Source organism: Marinobacter nitratireducens (assembly GCF_000708045.1).
Classification (GTDB): domain Bacteria; phylum Pseudomonadota; class Gammaproteobacteria; order Pseudomonadales; family Oleiphilaceae; genus Marinobacter; species Marinobacter nitratireducens.
In genome coordinates this window covers 402,935-428,522 of record NZ_ANIE01000009.1, presented here as the reverse complement: position 1 = coordinate 428,522, position 25,588 = coordinate 402,935, and the positions used below count along the sequence as shown (strand labels likewise).

General features: G+C 56.1%; 23 protein-coding genes. 6 read left to right on the top strand and 17 right to left on the bottom strand.

Features of this window, described 5'->3' with window-relative positions; all coding sequences use genetic code 11:
* Positions 1-5: 5 nt before the first annotated feature.
* On the bottom strand, positions 6-1,742 hold the full coding sequence (locus D777_RS15925) for a putative bifunctional diguanylate cyclase/phosphodiesterase (RefSeq protein WP_036134152.1): 1,737 nt from the start codon (positions 1,740-1,742) through the stop codon (positions 6-8).
* 144 nt (positions 1,743-1,886) lie between these two features.
* Between D777_RS15925 and rep the strand changes: the two genes are divergently transcribed.
* The 3 genes from rep to D777_RS15910 all read left to right on the top strand — a co-directional run bounded on the left by rep (position 1,887) and on the right by D777_RS15910 (position 6,911).
* On the top strand, positions 1,887-3,905 hold the full coding sequence (gene rep, locus D777_RS15920; protein WP_036134150.1) for a DNA helicase Rep: 2,019 nt from the start codon (positions 1,887-1,889) through the stop codon (positions 3,903-3,905).
* Between the two features lie 99 nt (positions 3,906-4,004).
* Positions 4,005-6,323, top strand: a complete 2,319-nt coding sequence (locus D777_RS15915; protein WP_051669155.1) for a galactose oxidase-like domain-containing protein — start codon at positions 4,005-4,007, stop codon at positions 6,321-6,323.
* A gap of 15 nt (positions 6,324-6,338) precedes the next feature.
* A complete protein-coding gene (locus D777_RS15910) occupies positions 6,339-6,911 on the top strand; it encodes a hypothetical protein (protein WP_036134148.1) in 573 nt (190 codons plus the stop codon).
* 56 nt (positions 6,912-6,967) lie between these two features.
* On the opposite strand, the gene D777_RS15905 is transcribed toward D777_RS15910, so the two are convergent.
* The gene (locus tag D777_RS15905) at positions 6,968-7,381 is read right to left on the bottom strand and encodes a c-type cytochrome (RefSeq protein ID WP_036134146.1); all 414 of its coding nucleotides are present in this window, start codon (positions 7,379-7,381) and stop codon (positions 6,968-6,970) included.
* Positions 7,382-7,580: 199 nt separating this feature from the next.
* Between D777_RS15905 and D777_RS15900 the strand changes: the two genes are divergently transcribed.
* Positions 7,581-7,919: a hypothetical protein gene (locus D777_RS15900; protein ID WP_036134144.1), complete on the top strand. Its 339-nt coding sequence runs from the start codon at positions 7,581-7,583 to the stop codon at positions 7,917-7,919.
* Positions 7,920-7,929: 10 nt separating this feature from the next.
* Positions 7,930-9,045, top strand: coding sequence for a phospholipase A (locus D777_RS15895; RefSeq protein ID WP_036134142.1), 1,116 nt, complete (start codon positions 7,930-7,932; stop codon positions 9,043-9,045).
* Positions 9,046-9,204: 159 nt separating this feature from the next.
* Here the strand turns inward: D777_RS15895 and D777_RS15890 are convergent, their stop codons facing one another.
* From D777_RS15890 to D777_RS15820, 15 genes are all read right to left on the bottom strand, one after another.
* A complete protein-coding gene (locus tag D777_RS15890; RefSeq protein WP_036134140.1) occupies positions 9,205-10,563 on the bottom strand; it encodes a phosphohexomutase domain-containing protein in 1,359 nt (452 codons plus the stop codon).
* Positions 10,564-10,730: 167 nt separating this feature from the next.
* Positions 10,731-11,207 carry a bacterioferritin gene (gene bfr, locus D777_RS15885; RefSeq protein ID WP_036134138.1) on the bottom strand — a complete coding sequence of 159 codons (477 nt, stop codon included), beginning with the start codon at positions 11,205-11,207 and terminating at the stop codon, positions 10,731-10,733.
* Between the two features lie 125 nt (positions 11,208-11,332).
* A complete protein-coding gene (locus tag D777_RS15880) occupies positions 11,333-11,539 on the bottom strand; it encodes a bacterioferritin-associated ferredoxin (protein WP_036134136.1) in 207 nt (68 codons plus the stop codon).
* 99 nt (positions 11,540-11,638) lie between these two features.
* A complete protein-coding gene (gene pepQ, locus D777_RS15875; RefSeq protein ID WP_036134134.1) occupies positions 11,639-12,931 on the bottom strand; it encodes a Xaa-Pro dipeptidase in 1,293 nt (430 codons plus the stop codon).
* A 1-nt stretch (position 12,932) separates the two neighbouring features.
* Positions 12,933-13,838 (bottom strand): LysR family transcriptional regulator, encoded by a 906-nt coding sequence (locus D777_RS15870; RefSeq protein ID WP_081849582.1) that lies wholly within the window; start codon positions 13,836-13,838, stop codon positions 12,933-12,935.
* 74 nt (positions 13,839-13,912) lie between these two features.
* A complete protein-coding gene (locus tag D777_RS15865) occupies positions 13,913-14,923 on the bottom strand; it encodes an ABC transporter ATP-binding protein (protein WP_036134131.1) in 1,011 nt (336 codons plus the stop codon).
* Positions 14,920-15,918, bottom strand: coding sequence for an ABC transporter ATP-binding protein (locus D777_RS15860; protein WP_036134129.1), 999 nt, complete (start codon positions 15,916-15,918; stop codon positions 14,920-14,922). Before D777_RS15860 ends, D777_RS15865 begins: the two co-directional genes overlap by 4 nt.
* Before the next feature lie 4 nt (positions 15,919-15,922).
* Complete coding sequence (locus D777_RS15855) at positions 15,923-16,855, bottom strand: ABC transporter permease (RefSeq protein WP_036134127.1); 933 nt, start codon at positions 16,853-16,855, stop codon at positions 15,923-15,925.
* Positions 16,852-17,901, bottom strand: coding sequence for an ABC transporter permease (locus D777_RS15850; protein WP_036134125.1), 1,050 nt, complete (start codon positions 17,899-17,901; stop codon positions 16,852-16,854). Before D777_RS15850 ends, D777_RS15855 begins: the two co-directional genes overlap by 4 nt.
* Positions 17,902-17,977: 76 nt before the next feature.
* Entirely contained in the window at positions 17,978-19,540 is a 1,563-nt protein-coding gene (locus D777_RS15845; protein ID WP_036134123.1) for an ABC transporter substrate-binding protein, read from the bottom strand.
* Between the two features lie 167 nt (positions 19,541-19,707).
* The gene (locus D777_RS17730) at positions 19,708-20,193 is read right to left on the bottom strand and encodes a response regulator (protein ID WP_150112662.1); all 486 of its coding nucleotides are present in this window, start codon (positions 20,191-20,193) and stop codon (positions 19,708-19,710) included.
* 15 nt (positions 20,194-20,208) lie between these two features.
* A complete protein-coding gene (locus D777_RS15835; protein ID WP_036134121.1) occupies positions 20,209-21,942 on the bottom strand; it encodes a putative bifunctional diguanylate cyclase/phosphodiesterase in 1,734 nt (577 codons plus the stop codon).
* Entirely contained in the window at positions 21,935-22,372 is a 438-nt protein-coding gene (locus D777_RS15830; protein WP_036134119.1) for a response regulator, read from the bottom strand. The genes D777_RS15835 and D777_RS15830 overlap by 8 nt, the downstream gene beginning before the upstream one ends.
* Positions 22,369-23,658, bottom strand: a complete 1,290-nt coding sequence (locus tag D777_RS17725; RefSeq protein WP_051669153.1) for a sensor histidine kinase — start codon at positions 23,656-23,658, stop codon at positions 22,369-22,371. Before D777_RS17725 ends, D777_RS15830 begins: the two co-directional genes overlap by 4 nt.
* A gap of 149 nt (positions 23,659-23,807) precedes the next feature.
* Positions 23,808-24,392 (bottom strand): GAF domain-containing protein, encoded by a 585-nt coding sequence (locus D777_RS15820; RefSeq protein ID WP_051669152.1) that lies wholly within the window; start codon positions 24,390-24,392, stop codon positions 23,808-23,810.
* A gap of 107 nt (positions 24,393-24,499) precedes the next feature.
* On the opposite strand from D777_RS15820, the gene D777_RS15815 reads away from it, so the two are divergent.
* Positions 24,500-25,588 (top strand): cache domain-containing protein, encoded by a 1,089-nt coding sequence (locus D777_RS15815; protein ID WP_150112661.1) that lies wholly within the window; start codon positions 24,500-24,502, stop codon positions 25,586-25,588.

Genomic DNA, 25,588 nt, shown 5'->3' with positions numbered 1-25,588 from the left:
GCGGCTCAACGCTCCAGGCAAGCGGCCTGGTCACGATTGGTCAGGAACTGAACAAGGTCTTTCCACGGCATGGGGCGGGCGTAGTAGTAACCCTGGATTTCATCGCAGTGCTGCTGACGCAGGAACTCAAGCTGACCTTCGTTTTCGACTCCCTCGGCCACCACGCTGATCTGAAGACTGTGAGCCAGGCTGATCGTAGCCCGGATAATGTGTTCCGCATCGGCTGAATGGCCCAGATCCTGAACGAACGACTTGTCAATTTTCAGGAGAGATATCGGAAGATGCTGAAGATTGGTCAGGGAGGAAAAGCCTGTGCCGAAATCGTCCAGAGCGAAGCTGATACCCAACTGATTCAGTTCGCGCAGACAACGCTGGGCATACTCCGGATCATGCATCATTGCACTCTCCGTGAGCTCCAGCTCAAGCAGGCTGGTATCCACATTGGCGTTAAAGATAATGCGGAAAATGGTTTCGGTCATCTTGCGGTCATGGAACTGACGGAACGACAGGTTTACCGCAAACACAAGTCCCGGGAAGCCAAGCTCGGCAGACTCTCGCAGACGCTGACAGGCCTGTTCAATCACCCAATACCCAATCGGGACAATCAGACCGCTCCGTTCCGCGACCGGGATAAATTCGTCCGGTCCCACCAGCCCGCGTTCCGGATGGTTCCAGCGCAACAGGCACTCCACCCCGCGGACTTCCTCGGTGGCAAGGTCGATTCGGGGCTGATAGTAAAGCTCCAGCTCTTTACCCCGCAGGGCACTGCGCAAATCGGCCTCCAGCCGCAACTGGTAACCGGCCGAGATATGGAGCTGACGATCATAGAAACGATAGCTGGTACCAGGATCACGCTTGGCCTCGAACATCGCCCGGTTGGCACGGCGAAGCAGGTTCTCGGCGCTGTCCCCAGCTTCAGGATAAGTCGCCACACCCAGACTGGCGCTGACGCCAATCGCCTGTCCATCAATAGTGATCGGATCATTCAGGGCCGTAACCACCTTACGGATGATCTGGGTGATATCCAGCGAGTCCTCGACTTTTTCGACAATTATCGCCAGTTCATCCCCGCCGATTCGCATCAGGGAATCCACCCGACGCAAACTGTTACGGAGCCGGTCCGCAAGCTTGATCATCAGCTCATCGCTTTTCTGATAACCAAAGGATTCGTTGATGCTGCGAAAATCATCAATGTTCAGATGCAGAAGCGCCAACCGCTGCCCGCCCCGCTCCGCCCGCAGCAGGGCCTGCTGCAAGCGATCAAAAAACAGGTCCCGGTTAATGAATCCGGTTGCAACATCCCTTCCCAGCTGTCCCTGGCTGGATTCGGACAAGCGCCCGCGATACCAGAGCGCCTTTACGGCGCGACAAAACGACCAATGTTCCAGCCCCGCACGCGACAGATAATCCGATGCGCCTGTTGCCAGCAATTCCGGCGCCCGTTCATCGGCTGCCTCTGCGCTCAGCGCAAGCACTGGCTTTTCATTACTGGCCACCGCCAGGTATTGGAGGAAAGCGGACTCTGACCCGCCATGGAAGACACAATCCCAGATGATGACATCGAAGCTGGCGTTGCGGATAAGATCATCACAATCAATGAGATCCGGGCACCAGGTTGCGTCCGGGAAAAACTCCGGGTCTCCGGCAAGAAGTGAATTCAGCCAGAGAAAATCCGAATAATCCGGAACCAGAACCAGAAGGCGAAGCTGATCTGGCCCCGACGTTTCCAGAGGCAATGTCATCAAACAGAGTCCATTTGTGTGTAAATCACCGAATCCATTGTATGTAGGATAGCTGATACAACGACAAGGTACAGAATCCCAGGGTCGTGTAGAATACACCAAACGTCCGATATTCCCACTTGTTGCAATCCTGGCCTGGAATCCGTGAACAAACTCAATCCCAGACAACGCGAGGCAGTTCGCTACGCCGAAGGCCCTCTCCTTGTGCTTGCCGGAGCCGGCAGCGGCAAAACCAGCGTCATCACCCGCAAGATTGCGTATCTGATTGAGCAACTGGGCATTCCGGGAAGGCACATTGCCGCCGTCACTTTTACCAACAAGGCCGCCCGGGAAATGAAAGAGCGGGTTGGGCGAATTGTGGATCGCAGCCAGACCCGGGGACTGATCGTGTCCACGTTCCATAATCTTGGCCTGAACATGATCCGCGAGGAACATGCTCACCTGGGGTACCACCCGGGTTTTTCTATCTTCGACGCCGAGGACGCCAAGGCCCTTTTGCAGGACCTGATGATGCAAGGCGGCAGCCTGGAAGCCGGGGATGAAGTCGGCGATGTCCAGATGACCATCTCGTCCTGGAAGAACGCCCTGCGCAGCCCCCCGGAGGCATTAAGCAAGGCCGCGGACGAACGGGAGCAACGGATTGCCATTATCTACGGCAAATACAACGAGTACCTCAAAGCCTACAATGCGGTCGACTTTGACGACCTCATCCTGCTGCCGGTGCAGCTGTTCCGAAACCACCCCGACGTGCTGGCGAAATGGCGGCGGAAAATCCGTTACATGCTGGTGGACGAGTATCAGGATACTAACGTCTGCCAGTATGAACTGGTCAAACTTCTGGTTGCCGAAAGGGCCGCGTTCACCGTCGTCGGTGACGATGACCAGTCCATCTATGCCTGGCGTGGCGCCCGTCCGGAGAACCTTGCCCAGCTCAAGGAAGATTTCCCAAGCCTTAAGATCGTCAAGCTTGAGCAGAACTACCGCTCGACTGCACGCATACTGCGCAGTGCAAACACGGTTATTGCCAACAATCCCCACGTCTTCGAAAAGGCGCTCTGGAGTGATCACGCCATTGGCGAGGAACTGCGAATCATCCGGTGCCGAAGCGAGGACGCCGAAACCGAGCGCGTGGCCACCGAAATCATCGACCAGAAACTCAAGCAGGGACTGGAGTTCCGGGACTTTGCCGTGCTTTATCGAGGCAATCACCAGGCTCGGCTGCTGGAAATGAAACTGCAGGCCTACCAGATCCCTTACCGGATCTCTGGCGGCCAGTCGTTCTTCTCGAAAAACGAGATCAAGGACGCGATGTCCTATCTCCGTCTGCTGATCAACCCGGATGATGACGCGGCATTCCTTCGTGTGGTCAATGTTCCCCGCCGGGAGATTGGCCCCCGAACTTTGGAGCAACTCAGCCACTATGCCCGCGCCCGGAATGTCAGTCTGTTCAAGGCATTGGGCGACATGGGCGCAGAAAGTCACATCACCGAGAAGGGCCTGGACCGCCTTCGGCGCTTTGCCCACTGGGTGGACAAGACCTGCGAGCGACTGCACTCCGAAGACCCGATCCCGGTGATCAAACAGCTGTTCACCGACATTGAATACGAAGAGTGGCTGCACCAGCACTCCGGTACCCCGAAACAGGCCGAACGGCGGATGGAGAACATCTGGTACCTGGTGGAATCCATTCAACGTATGCTGGATGACGGCAAGGGCACAGCGGACGAGATCGGCATCGAGGACGCCATCACCAAGCTGATCCTGCGTGACATGATGGAACAAAGAGAGGAAGAGGATGACAGCGACAAGGTGCAACTGCTAACGCTTCATGCCTCCAAGGGGCTGGAATTCCCCCACGTATTTATCATGGGGCTGGAGGAAGAAATCCTGCCCCACCGGAGCAGTATCGAAGAGGGTAACATCGAGGAGGAACGCCGACTCATGTACGTCGGTATCACCCGTGCCCGCCAAACGTTGACGCTGACCTACGCGGCATCAAGAAAACAGTACGGTGAGAAAATAGAGACCATTCCCAGCCGCTTTCTGGATGAGTTGCCCGACGATGACCTCAAGTGGGAGGGGCTTGGCGACCTGGACGCCGAGGCCAACCAGAAAAAAGGCAAAGCGACGCTGAGTGCCCTGCTCGGCGACCTTGGTCTATGAACATACTGTAATATGTAACTGCATCTATTTCCGCTCTCGATCCGTTGTACCACGTGAGGCAATCCCTCTCGATACAACAACAACATCCAGGAGAGCGAAATGATCAACCTTTCTGACAGCAGCTCCAACATCTTACTGACAGGGACACCGGCCAGGCTTGCACTGGCCATCGGATCGGCACTGATGCTCAGTGCCTGCGGCGGAGGCGGAGGCGAATCCGGCCAGGAGCAAACTGGCACTCCCTCGACCAACAGCAATCAGGTAGTTGCAGGCGATCAGGCGGAGGCGCCTCCTGAGCCGGTTTTCAAGTCGAGCTATACCCCTGAAGGTGCTTTTAGCGAGGCCTTTGCCGAACCCACCATCTCTGTCGAGGGCGAGACGGTCACCACGGATGAGAGATGCCTGACGCGGGAAGACGGCACATTGGAGTGCAAGCCTGCTGCCGGCACACTCGCCCTCCTTGCCGATGGCCGCTTTCTGTATCTGAACGCCCTGGAAGGCACCGAAAATGTAGAGCTTTCCATCGTCGCCGAGTTTGGCGAAGTGTCGGTCAATGACCAGACGCGCGTGCTCAGCCTCACAGAGAACGACACTCCGAACTGGCTTAAACCGACTCCACTGCGGGCTGGGGCCAATCCAGACGGGAACGATAGCCAAACCCTGCTGAACGGAACCCCGCTCGACGGCATGATTGATACGGCGGACAACACCAGCAAAAACGACGGCGCGCTGTTCTGCTCCGACGTGGTCGGCCTGGCCGATGGCAGCGTGATGGCCGTGGGCGGGACCGATTACTACTCCGAGCCCGGCGTTGATGGCCTACCTCTCGGCGTTGCCGAGCTTGAAGGGATCAAGAACTCACGGGTGTTCGATGCCAGAACCAACACCTGGTTCCAGACCGGCGACATGAACTTCGGGCGCTGGTACCCCTCCATGGTCACCCTGGGATCCGGCTCCGTGTTTGTCGCCAGTGGCGTCACCAAACTGCTTAAACCGGTCTATCCCGAAGAGCCCATCAACAGTGGCCGCAACGTAGTTCAGACAGAAACCTTCAATCCCTGCAACGGCACCTGGACCCAGAACCCGACGACGGCGGATCGATCCTTACCTCTGTATCCGAGACTGCACCTGTTGCCGAATGGTCATGTGTTCTACAACGCCGGCGGCCAGGCTTTCAATCCATTTGGCCAAGGCTACGACCAAGCTCTGTGGAACATTACCGCCAGCTTCAACCCTGAAACCCAGCGCTGGACCGACATTGGCTATGCCGGGCTTCCGTTGCGCCTTGATGAAATTGGTCTGAGCCAACTGAGCAGCACCCTGAACCTGACCAACCTCTCTCCGGAACAAGGTGAACTCTTCCTGGGAGACCTTCTCACCTCCCCTACGGACCTGCTCAGCGCTTTCAGCGAGCCGGAGCTGACCGAGGAATCGGTGAAAATGGCCATCGCCGGTGGTATGCGCGGCTCAACATCGTCCACCATGCTGCCACTCAAACCCGATGAGAACGGTCAATATACTGACGTCGAACTGCTCACGGCCGGCGGCGTACCAAGCTACGCCCTGCTGACCAACCCGGGCGGCTACTTCCCGGTGGCCCAGAGCCGGATTGACCACATCAGTACCGACGGCGACCAGATTGGCTATGAATCCCGCCTCACCAATCCGCTGAACCAACCTCGCTGGTATGGCACAAACGTCGTGATGCCCGACGGCAGCGTGATGGTGTTCAGTGGTGGCACCCGGGACGGCGTCGTGGCACCGGGACTGGAAGGCCCGATTCTTACCGCAGAGCGGTTTGATCCCGAAACAGAAACGTGGACTGAGATGGCGACCGCCAACCGAGCCCGGACCTATCACAACACCGCTGTCCTGATGGACGATGGACGGGTTCTGATCGGCGGCCACTCGCCAATCAACACAGCCTACCTCACTAATATCAACCTGGAGGATTTCGGCCTGGCGCCCTATGACGGACGCGATCCGAGCTTCGAGATCTATACGCCACCATACGCCATGCGCAACGATCGTCCGGAGATTCTGAATGCGCCGGAAAGCCTTTCCATCGGCGACCGTTTCCAGATCAATGTGGATCAGGCAGAGGACATCACCAAGGTCCTGCTCATTCGACGCACCGTGATGACACACCTGATTGATGGCGACCAACGGGCCATTGAGCTTCCGATCCAGCGCCGTAGCGGACGTAATCTGGAGCTGGTCATGCCTGACACCCACAACGTGGTACCGGCCGGCCAGTACATGCTGTTTGTGAGCAAACAGACAGAAGAAGGGCTCGTGCCGTCCGTTTCTGCATCAATCAGCGTGATCAACGAGTCACTCAGCTGCACGGTTGATGACACTCAGATGGTGGACTCCGGCACGTCAGACGACGGCTCGCTTGATCTTGGCCTACTGTAAGGGAGGATCATGACAATGAAAAAATCCGCTGTCCGCACAAGCAAAGCCTGGCTTCTGGGGCTCTGCCTGGTAGCGGCATCGCCCCTGGCTATCGGCCATGGGGCGCCGGACATTTCAGGTCAGCCGGAAGGCCTGATTAAGATCCGCATCACGTCAGTGCCGGATCGGGACGCTATCAATGCGCTGATCCTTGATGCGCCCAGACCAGGCATTCTGCTCAGCTATCAGGGCGAAGACCCGATAACGGTGCTGGGTAGCAATAACGAGCCCATGCTTCGTTTTTCCCGGACGAGCGTTGAAGCCAATTCAGCAAGCCCAACCTGGCAGGCTCTGCCCAACGTCAAGGCAACGAACTCAGTGCGAGCTAACCTTGATGGCGTCGCGGATGAGCACTGGGTAACCCTGTCGAATTCCGGTAGTTTCGGCTGGCTAGACCCGAGGCTGGCCGTGGCGGCTGAGCACAGGGAACATGATTCGGGCTCTGGATGGTCGATCCCGATCCGCACCTTGAATGACGGGGTTAAACAGCTACGGGGGCGAGCAATATTCGAGAAAGTCGAATTGGCAGCCCGTCATCGATCACAATAAACGACCACAAAAAAGCCCCCGCATCAGCGGGGGCTTTTAGAAGGCATCAGCAGTGTTTACTGACTTTCTGAAACCATATATTCAACAGCTGCCTTGATTTCTTCGTCCGGGCAGTCGGCACAGCCACCTTTCGCCGGCATGGCATTGAAACCATTCAGAGCGTGGCTGAACAGCGTTTCCAGCCCCTTATCAATACGTGGCGCCCATGCGGAGGCATCACCTTTCATCGGGGCGCCAGCAGCACCTGTCGTATGACAAGCCATACAAACAGCATCGTATACTTCGCTGCCTGAGCGCGGGCCTGCGTTAGCGGCCTGAGTCGGAGCGGCAGCCGCACCGCACTCGTCACCTTCAATACACACGTTACCGACCGGCGCGATACGTGCGCTGATCTCATCTTCAACACTTGCCATCACGGAACCGGTAACCAGTCCGAAACCGAGCAAAACAGCCGCCAGGACTCTCTTCATCTTCACAATGCACCTCGCATCAGAGCGTTATAATCTTTTGGTTGCCGCATTATAGCGACTGAGCCCCGTCAAAAAAACCAAAGCGGGGAATCATAAATTGATTTCAACCATTTTAATTGCGATTTCGTAAGTCTGCAGCGCGACTGCGACAATGCAGGTACCATAGCGCAGACACTATTTACGCTTCCGGGAACTTCACATGCCGAACTCAGACAGTCCATCGCCACACCCCCTGCGCAAGATTTTTCTGACGGTGGAATTCTCATGCCTCGCTCTGCTCTTGGGCTCAATGGGATGGTTTTCCCGACAATCTGCGGGCGGAGAAGAAATCGCGCCGGTCTGGCTACTGGTGCCCGCAATCGCAAGCCTGGGGGTATTTCTCAGTTTTATCGGTTTGATGTATCTACGCTGGGTCGCAACGGCAGAAGGCGCCAACCTGTTCCGCAACAAAGTCATTTTTTCATTTCTGGCCGTCACTCTGATCGGGGTCTGGCTGTACGGCATCGCCAACACCTGGCACAGCCTCAACGTTAACTGAGGAATTCCTTATGCCTGCTCGCTTCATGGCCGGTTATTTGACTCTGGCCTACCTGGCGGTGAACCCAGGGACTGTCGTCGCTCAGGAGAACCAGGGCAACGACGCACCAACCACATTGACTGCGGAAGAGTGCGCCCTGGTGGAAAACGGTGTACAACGCCTCGCTTGTTACGATGCACTGTATGGGCCGGATGAGGCCCAAAATCAGGCAGCGCAGGCCGAGATCGAACGCGTAGAGATGCAGACCAAGGAGACTCTGCCTCCCCGCGAAGAGCAGCTTGAAGAGCTGACCGACAGTGAAGACGGGGACGCCGGTGTCATGGATGGCATCGTGGATCAATATATTGCGGCGGAAAAGGCAATTTTCTCTTTCTCCGGCAGCTTTGTCGGCCATCGCCCGACCTATATCCTGCCCATAAGCTGGGTCAAAGATCCCAACCCGATACCGACGAGTCCCCGACTCGGCAGTACCGGCTACGATTATGACTTGCGGCATGAGGAGGCCAAGTACCAGATCAGTTTCAAGGTGCCGTTGCTGACCGGGCTCCTGGACGACCGTACGACCTTGTGGTTCGGCTACACTCAGCAATCGTTCTGGCAGGTCTACAACCGGGATGACTCGGCCCCGTTCCGGGAGACCAACTATCAGCCTGAGCTGTTCCTGCGCTATCAGACCGACTGGAAGATCGGACCGGGCAAGTTGAGTGCGGTGCATGTCGGTTTCAACCACCAGTCGAACGGCCAGTCAGAACCCCGCTCCCGGAGCTGGAACCGGATTGTCGGGTCCGCCGCGTACAGTTACGACCGCTGGCTGTTTGTTGTCGAACCCTGGTATCGCATCCCTGAGAACAATAATGACGACAACGCGGACATTGAGCGTTATTTGGGCCACGCCAATTACCTGGCTGTCTACAAGCTGAGTGAGGACCGGACGTTTTCATTGCGGCTGATGAATAACCTTCGCTCGGATAACCGGACCACGGTGGAGTTCGGGTACAGTTTCCCGATGGGGGATACCGTTAAGGGGTTCTTTCAGTACTACAACGGGTATGGGGAGAGTCTGATTGACTACAATCACCGGATTGAGAGATTCGGGATCGGGATTATGTTGAACGACTGGCTATAAACGCCTCGCCCGATGACTCAGTGCATGGACAGGCGATGATCGGGTTTTCTGAAAAACGCTCCTTGCGGCACATCCATGTGGCGCTTGGGCTCCGCCATCCATGGCTCCGCACATTTTCAGAATGTGCCCGATCATCCCCTGCCCTTCAGGCAAATGGCGTTAGCCTGCTTCGTTCAGGCGATGCATCTCTGCCAGCAACTCTTCTGTTTTCTCTTCCATCAAGGCTTTATCCGCCCGCGATTCCACGTTCAAACGAACCACCGGTTCAGTGTTCGACATGCGCAGGTTAAAGCGCCACTTGTCGTATTCGATGCTCAGGCCGTCAACGTGGTTGATGGATTTGGCATCGGGGCTGTATTTGGCTTCGATGGCGGCGATGACCTTGGCCGGGTCGTCGATGGTGCGGTTGATTTCGCCGCTGGCCGGGTAAGCTTCGATTCGGGCATCAATGAGGGATGACAGGGTCTGGCCGGACTGGCAGAGGCGTTCGGCAACCAGCAACCAGGGGATCATGCCGCTGTCGCAGTAGGCGAAGTCGCGAAAATAGTGATGAGCACTCATTTCGCCACCGTAGATGGCGTCTTCGTCGCGCATGCGCTGCTTGATGAAGGCATGGCCGGTTTTGCTTTCGATGGCTTCGCCACCTGCAGCTTTCACCAGGTCCAGGGTATTCCAGGTCAGGCGTGGGTCGTGGATGACTTTGCCGCCGCCGGTTTTGCGCAGGAACTGATCTGCCAGCAGGCCGACGATGTAATAGCCCTCGATGAAGCGTCCGTTTTCGTCGAAGAAGAAGCAACGGTCGTAATCACCGTCCCAGGCGATACCCATAGCGGCGCCATGTTCGATCACAGCATCGGCGGTGGCCGCCCGGTTTTCCGGCAGAATGGGGTTGGGCACGCCGTTGGGGAAGTGGCCATCCGGCTGGTGGTGGACCTTGATGAAGTCGAACGGCAGGTGCTGTTCGATCTGGTCGATCACGAGACCCGCGCCACCGTTACCGGCATTGCAGACGATGCTCAAGGGTGTCAGCGAACCCGCGTCGATATAGCCCAGCAGGTGGTCCACGTAGGCGCTCATCACTTCCAGCGGTTCGCGGCCGCCCTGTTTCGGTGCGTCGGTAAATGGCTCAAGAACGCGGTCTCGGATATCGTTCAGGCCGTTGTCGGAGCTGATGGGACGAGACTCCGGGCCGACCATTTTCATGCCGTTGTGGTCTTTGGGGTTGTGGCTCGCGGTGACCATGATGCCACCGTCCATCTTGTAGTGGCTGGTGGCGAAGTAGACCTGTTCCGTACCACACAGGCCGATATCAAACACGTCAGCACCGGCTGCCATCAGGCCGTTGCTCAGGGACTCGGCGATTTCCGGGCTGGAAAGGCGGATGTCGTATCCGACGATGACTTTTTTAGCGCCCGTCACCTCGACATAGGCGCGGCCGATCTTCTCGGCCAATTCAGGGTTGAGTTGATCCGGCACACGACCACGGAGGTCGTAGGCCTTGAAACAGGACAGGTCCATTTCAGTCTCCCGATGATTGGTCCGGCATGGGCCGGATGGTTCAGCGCATGATTAGGGCTCTATTCTACCCATAATGCGAGGCAAATACCGGGCCACTGCAGGAAGACGTTTCGTCAGGAGAATGCCGGGCGACCGCTGGCATCAGTACCGCGGTTGCCCGGACGGGATTACTCGGCAGCGCTGGACTGCAACTGGATGTAGTTCTGAATGCCCATCTGGGAGATGAGCTCAAGCTGGGTTTCCAGCCAGTCGATGTGCTCTTCTTCGCTGTCGAGAATAGACCGGAAAAGCTGGCGACTGGTGTAGTCCTGAATTTCTTCGCAGTAGGCGATGGCTTCTTTCAGGTCGCCGTGGGCGATGTTTTCCAGCTTGAGGTCACACTGGATCATTTCTTCCACGTTCTCGCCAATCAGCAGCTTGTTGAGATCCTGAAGATTTGGCAGTCCCTCGAGAAACAGGATGCGCTCGATCAGTTGATCGGCATGCTTCATCTCATCAATGGACTCTTCGTACTCTTTGGCCGCCAGTTTGGTGATGCCCCAGTCCTTGTACATGCGGGAATGGAGGAAATACTGGTTGATGGCGGTCAGCTCATTTGCCAGAACCTTGTTAAGAAACTGAATGACCTTCTTATCGCCTTTCATCGTTGGAGTCCTTATGTAATTCGCCAATCGTGATACACAAGGATAGACGCTTTAGACGCAATAAAAAATGACGCCTGAAAAACGATCGCAAATGCAAATCAGGTGGGATGGGATAGCGCTCGCTGTCAGGCAGGCTGGGCCAGCATGTTGGCGAGTGACAGGTAATCTTCCGAGCGGCTCTCCCGGAGAATTTCCCGGGCCGTGCATGCGCAACGGCCACACTGCCGTCCGACACCGAGCTCCTTACCCAGCTGACGCATGGAACTGATTCCATTTTCAGCCGCTTCACGGATTTCCCGATCAGTTACACCCTGGCAAAGGCACACGTACATAGCAATGACTCACTATCACCATAAAAGTTAGTGATAAGTATTGTCATTTGCAGCCGCTATTGCAACCCCTTTGTGTTAAATTTTGTGCAAACAGCGGATCTAGAGCTCAGCTTCCCGGGTCAGGTTGCGTGCCCCCGTGCCCGTCACAGCCACGTTGTCCTCAATCCGTATACCACCGCAGCCCCGCAGTTCTTCTAACATGCTCTTGTTCACATGCTTCGCCAGTGCCCCCTCCATCAGTGGCTGCAGCAGTGAGGGGATAAAATAGAGGCCAGGTTCGATGGTCACAACCATGCCCTCTTCCAGCTTCCGCGTCAGGCGCAGGAACGGCGCGTCGGCGGGCGGCGCTGTGGGTTTTCCAGCCACGTCGTGCACTTGAATGCCCAGATAGTGTCCAATGCCGTGGGGGAAAAATGCCCGCGTAACACCTTGCTCCACCATGCTGTCATCACTCAATCCAGACACCATGCCGGTGGCCGACAGGAGTGCCGCAACGCCCTGATGGGCTTTGCGATGGATATCAATGTAATCCACGCCGGGCTTCACCATGTCACAAAGCCGTTGCTGGACTTGATCCAGCCCATGCACCAGGGCGCCAAAACGTCCTTCGCCTTCTCCCGGTGTCGTACGGGTAATATCGGAGCAATACCCGCGAAAACGCACGCCCGCATCAATCAACAGACTGCGAGGACGGGCTGGTGCTTTGGTGTCGTAATACTGATAGTGCAGCGTGCCCGCATGTTCGTTGAGTCCGATAATGCTGTGATAAGGCGCATCGGCTTCGCGTTGCTGTGTCGCCAGCTGATACGCCAGGCTGATACCAAACTCGCTTTCCCCGGCCAGGAAGGCCTCCCTGGCTGCCCTGTGCCCCCGCAGCGCAGCACGGTTGGCGAACGCCAGGCACTCAATCTCATACCCGGTCTTGTGCACCCGGGTTTCTTCAACTGCCCTTAGCAACTCATCGGGGTTGTGATCTCCCGGAGCCCCGCCAAGACAGGCAGGATCCCCGATGACGGCCAGTCGGCCAGTATTTTCAAGGTCGGGCACATCCTTTTCCTGGTGGCTACGAACCTCAATAAACTGCTGCCAGGGTTCCTCAGGCAATGATGGGCTTGCGTGCCAGAAGTCCACCGGCTGATAAAGCCAGAGCACCGGTTTCTCGCCTCTACGAACCCACAACCAGGCATTCTCCTGCCCCGCAAGCCCTGTCCAGTGCAGGAATGGCCCATAACCCTGAAAATGCCACGCTTGGTCGTCCCCATACCGGTAGGGTGCAGCTCCGGATGCGATCAACAGACTATCGTAGCCGTTGTCTGCCAGGGCTCGTTCGTACCGGGTTTGCAACTCGGCCAGGTGGTCGAGTTGGCGGGAAAGGAGGTATTGGTCGGACATATCAGGGTTCCAGTTGATTCCACAGATTCAGAAGGCCCTCGGAGCGAGCGTCCCGAAGGCGGATCAGACGTATATCGAGGGGGACATCCCAGCATTCGTCACCAGCGCGCACCAGTCGACCGAACTGCTCGCTTTTCTCGGTCATCCGGCTCGGCAACCAGCCCATGCCAAAACCCTGCTTGACCAGAGCTTTGATCCCGGAAGACTGGGTATTCTCATTCAGCGGCAACAGATTGGCACTGAGCTTGTTCCGGGCCAGATGCCCTTCAATGGCAGACTGCAGAAAGCCTCGGTTATGGTAAGCGATTAGCGGCATTGGCTGTTCCGCACTGCCGGGCAACGGAAACCTGGCCTTCCCATTATCATCGGCAATGCTCACGGGCACGAGCGTCTCCTTCGCCACTGCCAGCCACTGGAACCTCTCCTCATCCAGACGTTGCCCCCAGGGAAGGTCCGAGTGCCAGTAACACAACACCAGCTCACACTCACCGCTTTCCAGGGCATCCAGAAACTGCTCACCCACCCAATTGGTCGCATTCAGGTTGAGCTGGAGCTGCTCTGCAATACCGGCCTCCGTAGCCCAGCCCTGGTAGAAGTGGGAGAACAGCCCCTGGGTAGAACCGACGCTGATGCGCGCCGAGGCTTCCGCCTCCAGCGCGGTAATCCTGTCCCGCGTGTCCCGAACATCCCGGGTAGTTCGCTCACACAGCTCCTGAAACAATTCCCCTGCGGGGGTAAGTGACAGAGGCAACGTCTGGCGATTGATGAGTGTTGTTCCCATGGACTCTTCAAGCAGTTTGATACGACGGCTGAACGTGGGCTGGGTCACATGCTGCTGTTCGGCAGCACGTGAAAAGTGGCGCGTGCGGGCAAGCGCCAGGAAGTCTTCCATCCAGCGAATTTCCATGGGGTTCCCTGCAGGTCAGTTCGATTAAGGGCAGAGCACTCATCAGGCATCATAGCCCATGCGCTGCGCTGAAGTTACAGACGCCCTTCTTCGACCGCATGACAGGCCACTCGGGCTCCGCCATCCGTCGCGATGAGCTCAGGGATTTCCTGGCGGCAGCGGTCGTTGGCGTAGGGGCAACGACCATGAAACACACAGCCAGAGGGCAGATTCACCGGAGTGGGCACCTCCCCCTGCAAGCGAATGTGATTCGGCCGATCGTCTTCCAGCTTTGGAATGGCAGACAGCAAGGCCTGGGTATAAGGGTGCCGTGGCGTCGCGAACAGTGTTTGGGTGTCCGCCAGCTCGCAGACTCTGCCCAGATACATCACCGCAACCCGGGTGCCGAAATGCTCGACCACCGCCAGGTCGTGGGTAATGAACAGGTAGGTCAACCCCCGGCTTTCCTGGGCATCCATCAGCAGGTTCAACACCTGAGCCTGAATAGAAACGTCCAGTGCCGAAATAGGTTCATCTGCCACAATGAATTCGGGATCAACCGCCAGCGCACGCGCAATCGCGATACGCTGCCGCTGGCCACCGGAAAACTCATGGCCGAAACGGCTACCCCAGTCCGGATCGATACCAACTGAGTGCATCACCTCATGAATCTTGTCCCGGATCTGCATCGGGGACCAGTCAGGGTGGTGAAAACGGATTGGCTCTTCGAGTGTCTGCTGAATCGTCATTCGCGGATTCAGCGACGCGTAGGGGTTCTGGAAGATCATCTGCATCTTGCGGCGGTATGGAAGTACATCCTTGCCCTCAAGATGATCAATGCGATTGCCGTCGTACTCAATCTCGCCAGCACTGGGAGACAACAGCCCCATGACCGTTCTCGCTACCGTGGATTTACCACAGCCGGATTCCCCCACGACGCAGAGGGCCTCACCCCGGTTCACGTCCAGGTCGACACCATTAATGGCGTGCACGGCTTCCTGTTTACGGCGAAAGCGGCCACCTTCAAACTTGATCTGCTCCAGCAAGCCACCAGAGAGGTCAAACCGCTTCTCCAGGCCACGAATTCTAACCAGAGGGGAGGTCATGATTCGGCCTCCTGCATGTGCTTCTCCTGCTCTATCAGGTTGCTGACTTCATAACAGGCCACGTCCACATTGCCGGAACGGACATAATCCGGCATAGCCTGCTTGCACTGCCCGGTAGCGAACCTGCAGCGAGGGTGGAACGGGCAGCCTGACGGCACGTTTTTCAGGGACGGCATGGAACCAGGGATCTGGAATAGCCGCTCACCCGGTTCACCCATCTGGGGCAATGCGTTAATCAACCCCTGGGTATATGGATGCTGGGCGTCATTGATGATTTCCCGCGTGGGCCCCTGCTCGATGATGCGGCCAGAATACATGACCAGCATTCGCTGGGTGACCTGGCTCACCACCCCCAGATCGTGGGTAATCAGCATCAGCGCCACGTTTTCCTGTTCACAGAGATCCAGCAACAACGCCATGATTTCAGCCTGGATAGTCACATCCAGGGCCGTTGTCGGCTCATCAGCAATGATGATTTCCGGATCAAGCAGCAGGGCAATCGCAATGATGACACGCTGACGCATGCCGCCGGACAGTTCATGGGGATACTGCTCCAACCGCTTTTCCGGGGACGGAATCTGAACTTTTTTCAGACGGTCCAGAGCGATGTCACGAGCCGCTTTCTTGCTGATCCGGCGGTGGGCGAGAATGGCCTCCACCATTTGGGTGCCGATGGTGAGCACCGGGTTCAGCGTCATCATCGGATCCTGAAAGATCATCGCAATCCGGTTGCCTCGAATCTTGCTGAGCTCCCGCTCGCTCATGGCAGCCAGATCTGTACCTTCAAACAGAATCTGACCTCCGGCAATGTAGCCGGGCCGCGCAATCAGGTTGAGGATTGAAAATGCTGCGACGGACTTACCGGCTCCGGACTCACCCACCAGACCCAGTCGTTCGCCCTTGTCGAGACTGAAGCTGATACCACGAAGCGCTTTCAGATCGCCACCACGCACGGCAAACCGCACATCCAGATTTTTTACTTCCAACAGTGCCATGGCGTTACCCCTTATACAGCCGTGGGTTCATGACATCCCGCAACCAGTCACCCAGAAGATTGATAACCAGGACGAGTACCACCAAAACCAGCCCCGGGATCAGCGTAATCCACCAGGAGCCACTCTGGATGTAGTCAAAACCGGATTTGATCAGAGACCCGAGCGAGGGTTGTGTCTCGGGCATGCCCAGCCCGAGAAAGGATAGGGCCGCTTCCGAGATAATCGCATTGGCAATCTGCACCGTGGCAATCACAAAAATGGGAGACAGCGTGTTAGGCAGAATGTGCCGAAACATGATCCGGGGCGTACCGAACCCCATAACCTTGGCGGCGTCCACGTACTCTTTTTTCTTCTCAGCCAACACAGAGGCCCGCACCGTTCTCGCAATCTGCGGCCATTCAGCCACACCGATGATGAAGATCAACATGTAGATGGCGATCTCGCCAAACATCAGATTACCGAAGCTGGCCTTGAACACAGCACCCACAATGATAGCCACCATCAGGGTTGAAAATGACAGCTGCACATCGGCAATCCGCATCAGAATGGCATCGACCTTGCCGCCGAGGTAGCCGGCCAGCAATCCAAAAAGAATGCCCAGCGCGGCCTGCAGGACCACGGCACCGAAACCGATCATCAGAGACACCCGGGTGCCGTAGAGAATGGTGGACAGCAGATCCCGCCCCTGTGCATCCGTTCCCAGCGGAAATGCCGTGTCGGCACCACTCATACCCACAGGTGGCAGTTCGGAATTCATGATGTTGATCTGAGCCAGATCATAAGGATCCGTCGGCGCCAGCAAGGGGGCAAAAACAGCGCCCAGTACCATCAACAGCAGCACGGCAAAGCTGGCAATCGCCACCTTGTCGCGTTTGAAGCTATACCAGAAAAAGGACTCGCGGAAGCGGTCCCAGCGGGAAACCGTCGCCGTTGTCATGCTTTCTTACCTGTCAGTTTTACCGTCGGGTTGACCAGGCCGTAGACCAGATCCACCAGGGTATTAGTGATTACAAAGATCAGGCCCACCACCATCAGGTAGGCTACGATCAGGGGAATGTCGCTACGGGTAATGGCTTCGAGGAACATCAGGCCGACGCCAGGCCACTGAAACACGGTCTCCGTCAGGATGGTGTAAGCGACCATGATGCCAATCTGTACACCGCCGACCGTAATGACCGGCAGCATGGTGTTCTTCAGAGCATGCAGAAAGTGGATACGCCCGGAACTGAGGCCCTTGGCCCTCGCGTAACGGATATAGTCGCTCTGAAGCACTTCCATCATTTCCGCACGAATCAAACGGATAAACAGCGGCAGCATGATGGACGCCAGGGAGATTGAGGGCAGCAACAGGTGCAGGATGCCCTCGGTGGTGAAAAAGCCGGACTCCCAGGTACCGAACAGGTGAGTCAGTTCATCACCCCGGCCGTAGGACGGCAAACCACCCTCGGTGGTAAAGACATCGTTCAGCCACCGGCCCCACCCTGTATCTGCGGGAAACCAGTCCACTGTAACGCCGATGGAGAACAGCTGGATCAGCACAATGGCCGTCAGAAACACCGGGATTGAGATGCCCACAGTGCTGACACCCATGAAGAATTTGGACAACCAGGCCTCAGGGCGTATCGCCGAGTAGACACCAATTGGCACCGACAGGAAAACGATAATAAGGCTGGCACCAATAACCAGCTCCAGGGTCGCGGGCAGGTGTTCGGCGATCACTTCGAGCGTGGGCTTGCTGTAAAAATAGGAGTTGCCCAAATCCCCCTGAATGGCATTGCCGGCAAACCGCAGGTACTGGACCACCATCGGGTCATTGAGCCCCAGTTCCTCACGAATCGCTTCCCGCTCCTCCTGGGAGACGGACATGCCCACCATTTCCTGAAGCGGGTCCCCAAGGCCATCCTGAATGGCAAAGGCAATCACGCTGATCACGAACATGACCAGCACTGCCTGGGAAATCCGCTGAACCAAAAACGCTAACATGGAAAAGTTCCGGATAAAGCTTGCATACAAAAGGCCGGCCCCGGACTCTCCGGAGCCGGCCAGCCTTTAATGGCGATTACTCGACAACCAGATCACCCAGGTACGGGAAGTTCATGACATTGAGCACAGGCTCAATTCTCACGTTCTTCTGGGCAGCCCAGGCAAGGTCCTGCCAGTGCAGGGGCACAAAGGCGGCGTCGTCATAAAGACGCTGCTCAACTTCCTGCAAAATCGCGGCCCTCTTGTCCAGGTCGGTCTCGACGTTCGCCTTGTCAACCAGGGCATCAATCTCCGGGTTGCAGTAGTTGCCCGCGTTGTATTGCCCCGCGCCAGTGTCCGCGTCCGGACAGAACGTCAGGAACTCGAAGAAGTTAGCGGAATCCTCTGTGTCCGCGTGCCAGCCGATCATCATCATGTCCGCGGCACGGTTATCGTACTCCGGCCAATACTGAGCTTTCGGCAGAGTCTTCAGGTCTACCTTGATGTTGATCCGGGCCAGCATGGCGGCAACCGCCTGAGCGATTTTGTCGTCGTTCACGTAGCGGTTGTTGGGCGCCATCATGGTGATGGTGAATCCGTCCTCGTAACCGGCATCCTTCATGAGTTCCTGTGCCTTGGCGACATCAAACCGCGGTGTCAGGTTTGCGTTGTAGCCCTGATACCCCTCGGGCGACATCTGGGCCGCGGGTGTGGCAAAGCCCTTCATGATCTTCGCAGCGATGCCTTCCTGATTGATCGCATAGGCGATGGCCTGGCGAACCTTCGGGTTCCTGAACGCCTCGACACGTTCCTGGTTCATGTGGAAGAGGATGATACGAGTACCGCTCATGGTGACCAGTTCGGCGTTCCGGTCACGCTTGATGCGATCAAGATCGTTCGGTGGAACCGGAGCCACAAAGTCCACACCACCAGACAGCAGCGCCGACACACGGGTGGCATTTTCCTTGATCGGAGTGAGAACAATCTTGCCGACATTACCCGGAGACTCGGTATCCCAGTAGTCATCAAAGCGCTCGAACTCGACCCGCACGCCCTGTTGACGCGCAGTCACAACGTAAGGCCCGGTGCCAGAGAGGTGCTCGGAAGCGTAGGAATTGCCGTGCTTGATGATGGCAGATTTGTCTTTACCATCCGCGGTTTCACCGCTGTAGAACTCGCTGTCCAGCGGAAAGATATAGGTCGCGGTGTTGAGCAGCAGCGGGTACGGTTCACCGGTGACCAGCTCAAAGGTGTAGTCATCGATAATGTTAATGCCGGTGAACGGTTTGAAGATAGCCTTGTAGTCCGGGCTTTGCTTCAGACGATCGAAGGTGAACTTGACGTCTTTGGCGGTCAGTTCGTTACCGGAATGGAACTTGACGCCTTCACGAAGCTTGAAGCGCATGGTTTTGTCATCAACCCTCTCCCAGCTTTCCGCCAGACGTGCCTCGAAACCGAGATCCCGGGTCCAGCGCAACAGAGGATCAAAGGTCATGTGGCTCAATTGCAACATGCCACCGGACAGCTGCTCATGAATATCCAGGGTAACGGGGTCGGCGTCGTACGCCATTTTCAGTTCTTTGGTTGCCTCGGCAGACATCGCCATCGGCGTAGCGGCCAGGGCCACCGAACCAACAAAAGCAGTGAGTAGTTTTTTCATCGCGTTTTCCGTCGCTGTTTTAAGAATTTTGCAGCAAATCGGCTCAAAACGGCGCCGACAGCTTGGGGAAACAAGCTAGTCTCGGAAACTGCCTACAGCAATCGAAATTGCGACATGGGGTTATTCGCCAATTGAATGACTCAAAACAGTGCAGGAATATGAGGACCTTAGGCGCCCTTGAGGTCACTGATGCGGCAAGCAGTGAGCACGCCGTCTGTCGGCGGAGCGGCCGCGACGTTAAACCAGTAATCCTCAATCGTGCGCATGACTTCAACGAGCCCATCAAAGCGAATGGGCACTCTGATGACCGAGGCGGCACCAAGAGCGTAGAGCCTTTTCACGTTTGGGGATATGCCCGCCGCATGGAAAACAATCACGGGTATGTGGCGGCAATCCGCCACGGTTTTCAACTGACGAAAAAAGTTCTCCACCGGGGCATCCGGTGACGACATCAAGTACATGAAAAGATTCGGGAATGAGGGCACGTCTCTGTCCATTTCCTGCAACGCCCCAAAGAAGCTCGCCTCATCGGCGAACCGTTGCAGAAAGTGACCGAGCGAGTTCATCCTGAGGGCCTCTTCCAGGTCTGCGCCCTCTTTTCCGGATGCCTCCAACCAGACGTTGAACACCTGTTTTCGGGACCTTGGCATCACACCCCCAATCCGTGTTTAAAGTGTGGGCGCAGAATCAGAATCCGCCGCTGCCCTCAGGATTTCCGTGGCATCCTTAAAGCTCACAGGCCGGGAGACAAGATAGCCCTGTCCCTTGCTACAGCCAATCGCAATGAGTTCTTCCAGCTGCTTGTCCGTCTCTATCCCCTCGGCGACAACACTCATACCGAGAGAGTCAGCCATCGTTACCACCGCGCGACAGATTTCCGGCTCAGCCAACCCCTCCGCTTCAGCTGAAACAAAGCTTTTATCTATTTTTACCACGTCAACAGGGAACTGGCGCAGGTACTTCAACGACGAGTAGCCGGTACCAAAATCATCAATGGCCACACCGACACCGAGCTCCCGGATCCGGCCAAGATCCTTTTGCGCCTTGTAATCATCGCTGTAGGGGTCCAGCAGGGTTTCCTCCGTAATCTCAACTTCAAGCAAATCCGGCGAAATACCCGTCTTGTTCAGCAGATCAGCAAGGTATTCGACAAAACAACCCGCTCTTAACTGCAGCGGAGACACATTCAACGCTATGAACTGCTTGTCCAGCCCCAACCGTCTCCAGGTCTGGAGATACTCTATCGCCGTGCGGAGCACCCACTCTCCCATGGGTACAATCAACCCGGTTTTTTCCGCCACCGGGATGAAGTCCGCCGGCGACACCAGGTGATCAGCATCCAACCGCCAACGAATCAAGGCCTCAAACCCATAGATCTGTCGAGTTGATAGCCACCACTTGGGCTGCAGATACAGTTCGAACTGATCATTCTGAAGCGCATGTCGAAGCCCCTTTTCAATGTTCAAATGCTTTTCAAGATCCACCTGTAACCTTGAGGTAAAGCACTGAACCCGGTTGGCCCCATTTCGCTTTGCCTCGTAGAGCGCCAGATCTGCTTTCTGCATGAGCTTGATGGGCGAGTCCCCGTTCTCTGGGTAGATCGCCACGCCGATACTGGCGGACACATTCAATTCATGCCGACCCACGGGTGACGGCACGGAGATTGCGCTGATAATTTTGTGGGCGACCGCAAGCGCATCCTGATCATCATTCAATTCATCAATGAGAATCGTAAACTCATCACCGCCAATACGCGCAATGAAGTCTGACTCCCGCATAACCGTTCGTAAACGATCAGCCACCAACAGCAGCAACAGATCTCCGGTGGGGTGCCCCAGGGAATCGTTTATTTCCTTGAACCGGTCCAGGTCCATGAACAGAACAGCGAGCTTTGCCCCAGACCGCTTGCACCTCGCCAAAGAACTTTCCAGGATCTCCTCAAATAACAGCCGATTCCCCAACCCCGTCAAGGGGTCTTTTTTAACCATCCGCTCCAGTTCAAGCTCCGTGCGCTTGTGTTGAATGGCGTGACGAATGGTGCGTTCCAGCAACGGTGTCGTGATGCCCTCCTTCGGCAGAAAGTCCGCTGCTCCCATCTCGATGGCCTCATCATCGAGGGTCACCGATTCCACCCCCGTGAGGACAACAATCGGCGTCGGGCAATGAATTCGCCGAGCCTCAATCAGGAGATCCCGGGCAGTATCCTTACCCAGAAAGTAGTCAAGCAACATGACATCGCAATGGGAATCCAGTAGCGCTTCCCTTGCCTGCTCAATTGAGGGGACATGGCTGATCTCGAATCGAAAGCGATCCGATTCCTGAAGCAGCTCATCGATGATGAGAAAGTCTGCCGGATCGTCATCGACAACGATGACCTTGATCACTTCACGACGCTCAGACATCAGGCAACTCCACTATCGAGCACCAATAGGCGCTGAGCGCGCCAACCTGGGCAACGAGTTTTTCAAAGTCCACGGGTTTGGTGATGTAAGAATTCGCTCCCAAGTCATAGCTCTTGAAGATCTCCTCCTCACGGTTCGAGGTGGTCATGATCACAACCGGCAGATGTTGCAGCTCGGGATCCTTACGAATCTGCTCGAGGCATTCCCGGCCACCCATTTTTGGCATATTCAGATCCAGCAGGACCAAACCCGGCCAGGGATAGGCAGTCTCGTCATTGTAGGGTGGCTCTCGCCGAAGATACTGCATAAGCTCCACCCCGTTACTAACAAAATATATTGGATTCAGAGACTTAGCCTCCTGAAAAGCTTCCTTGGTCAGAAGTTGATCCAGTGGATCGTCATCGGCCATCAGAATGGGGACAACTCTCATGCCAGCAGCTCCCCTGAGCCGGGCAGCGGTAAGTCAAAAACAAACCGTGCCCCCTTGCCTTCCTCCGAATAAGCGTTCAGCGTGCCGCCATGTCGTTCCACAATTTTCCGGCAAATCGCCAACCCCATGCCGGTTCCCTCATACTCTCCCCGCCCATGCAGGCGCTTGAACACCTCAAAAATCTGCTCGCTATAGGCCATATCAAAGCCAATGCCATTGTCTTCAACGGTGACCCGACAACGACCAGCCTCAACATCCGCTTCCGATGAGATGTGAATAACCGGCGCGACGCCCTCTGCCCGGTATTTAATCGAGTTACTCACCAGGTTCTGGATCAACTGCCGAATCTGCGCCCGGTCGCCATGAACCTCACAGAGTGGCCGATCAACCTCAATCTGAGCGCCACACTCTTCGATCCTCAACTGAAGATCCCGACAGGCATCATCCAGCACATCGTCCAGGCTGACGCTCTCCTCCTCATCCCAACGTGAACTGATCCTGCTGTAGCTGAGCAAGCTGTTAAGCAACGAATCCATGCGATCGGCCGCTTCCCTGATGTACATCACGAACTGCTGGCCTTTGTCGTTGAACTCCCCATACTTGCCGGTCATCAGCATCTGCGTGAACGACGTCAGTTTGCGAAGCGGTTCCCGGAGGTCGTGGGAAGCAATGAACGCGAACTGCTCCAGGTCCTCGTTCGACCGCCTTAACGCCTCCGTTTGCGCCCGTTGCTGTTGTTCCAGAAACTGTCTTCGTTCAATCTCACTCTCCAGCCTCTCTTTTGTTTGCTCGAGTTCACGTACGCGGGTCTCCAGTTCCGAGCGCGCCTTCTCCAGACTGAGCTCTGACGCTGCTCTGAGCTCTATTTCGCCCTGCAGTTTCTGGTTCGCGGCCTGCAACTCTATTGGCCTCGGTAGCGCCAGCGCTTTGGGGATCAGAGGCCAGATCAACGCAGCCGTCAGAACCGAGACCACAGCGGTGATCGCCTTAAGAACACCGGAAACGTAGTAGGCCCCATTCCAAATGTTGTAGACACCCATCAGGTGAGTCAGGCCGCAGGAAAAAATAAACAATGCGAACAGCAGGAACATCCACTCATATTCCAGATCCTTCCTCTTATGCATCAGAACGTAGAGGGCGAGGGGAATCGTAAAGTAGGAGCCCGCAATCAGCGTGTCGGATACGGAGTGCAGTACCACAAGGTCGGGGCGCCATAGGTAACAGTGGCCGTGCCCCATGAAGGTGAGGTCGAACCAGGATGAGGCGTCGCTCGAGAGCGCTTCCATTTTGTTACTCCCGCTGATGAGTCTTCAGTAGGGAAATTATTATTGTATGTCTTACCGAGATTGCCAGACCGGCAGTAAGGTTCCAGCCTGCAATCCAATTGGCGCATAGAAACGCCGTTTTTTTGATCTATATCAATTTGCAATCATTATTATTCACCGTCGTGTTCGCGCTGCAATGACTCTACATGCAAGAGTGTTCGGCGAAGTTTCTCGCAGGTGTCATTCAGGTGTTGCTGAGCCAGATGCTGATTGACCAGATGTTCTGTCTGCTGGCCGAATAGCGACAGCAGTTTTTCCTCTTTGGCACCGAATGCTCGAGGGCGATCATCAATAATGCAAAACGCCCCCAGATCCACCGTTTCCCGGCCAATCGACAACCTGACAGGTACCCCGGCGTAAAACCGGATAAACGGAGCCTCCACAACGAAAGGGTGATCGTGAAACCTGGGATCTTTTAACGTATCCTCAATAACCAGCGACCGATCCAGCGCAATCACGTGGTTACAGAAGGAGATGTCTCTCGAGACTTCACAGACATCCAACCCTCGAATGGACTTAAACCACTGCTTGTACTCATAGATCAATGAGAAAGCGGAAATCTTGACGTCAAATACTTCCTGGGCCAGTTCTGTTAACCCATGAAACGCGTCGTCTTCCCCTTCTTCCAACAGGTTGGCCCCTTCCAGCACTGCCAAGCGAATTTTTTCGTTCTGGGGCTTGCCGGCTTCTTCCATATCGCATTTACTCTTATATGTATATTACATCTACTCAACTATAGACCATCTGCGCTCAGATACAGCGACTTTCATCCCGCAACCGAGCCCGAGAGAGCGACAAATTGATGCCAAGCCCACAGTTAGAAAGAGAGTTCTGGCGCCGAAAAGCCAAACTGACGCTACTCTTCCTGGTGGTATTTTCCGCTTGCCTGTTCCTTCTCGCGCTCATGATGACGCCGATCCGCTCCAGTCACGAACAGAGAATCAAAGCGGAGCTCGTCAGCAATCACAATCAGATACTTGAACTCACAGAGCTGACGCTCCAGCAAAGAATGTTGCAGATGGCAAGGGATGTGCGCTTCCTGGCGAGCCTGGAGAACCTCATCCCGGAAGACACGTCTGCCCCGATCCCTGAGGACTCCGACCTCGCAAACATCTTCACCAGACTGGTCGAGCTCAATCCCGCGTATGACCAGGTGCGACTGCTGCGGACAGATGGCCAGGAGATACTGAGGGCTGACCGAGCGAATGAGGGTGCCAGGCTGGTGCCCGCATCGGAACTTCAGAACAAGCTTCTTCGGTATTACGTCACCGCAGCCGCCCGAACCCCAACCGGACAGGTGTACTTCTCACCACTGGACCTTAATATCGAACACGGTGAAATCGAACGCCCACTTAAGCCTGTGATCCGGGTGGCCGTTAAAGTACTCACGGATACACCGGATTCGGACCTGATACTCGTGATCAACTACAGCGCCAACGCACTGTTGAGCCAGATCCGGGGTTTATTCGCTGCCGGCCCGAGCCAGAAATCGATGCTGGTCAGCCAGGATGGCTACTGGATCGTAGCGCCTGACCCGAAGTGGGAATGGGGAGCCCAGCTCGGTAACGAGGCTCATCGCCTGCAAAACTACGATCCGGATCTGTGGCGGACCATGCTCAACGCCCGCTCTGGAAAAATGGAGTCCCCTGAGAAGATCTACACCTTCCGACAAGTCTTTCCCTTCCACCAGGTTCCGGAACTTGGCGGGGAAAACGGAGGCGCTAGTCAGACATACTGGTACATCATTAGCGAAATTGACCAGTCAGCGTGGCATGGCAAATCCTTTGTGGAAGGCCGGGCCGGGCAGCTCACTGTTCTCGTTCTGATAGCGCTTTCTGCGGTCGTCTCCCTTGCCTTCACGCTTTTAATCGCGGAACGTCGTGAGGACTGA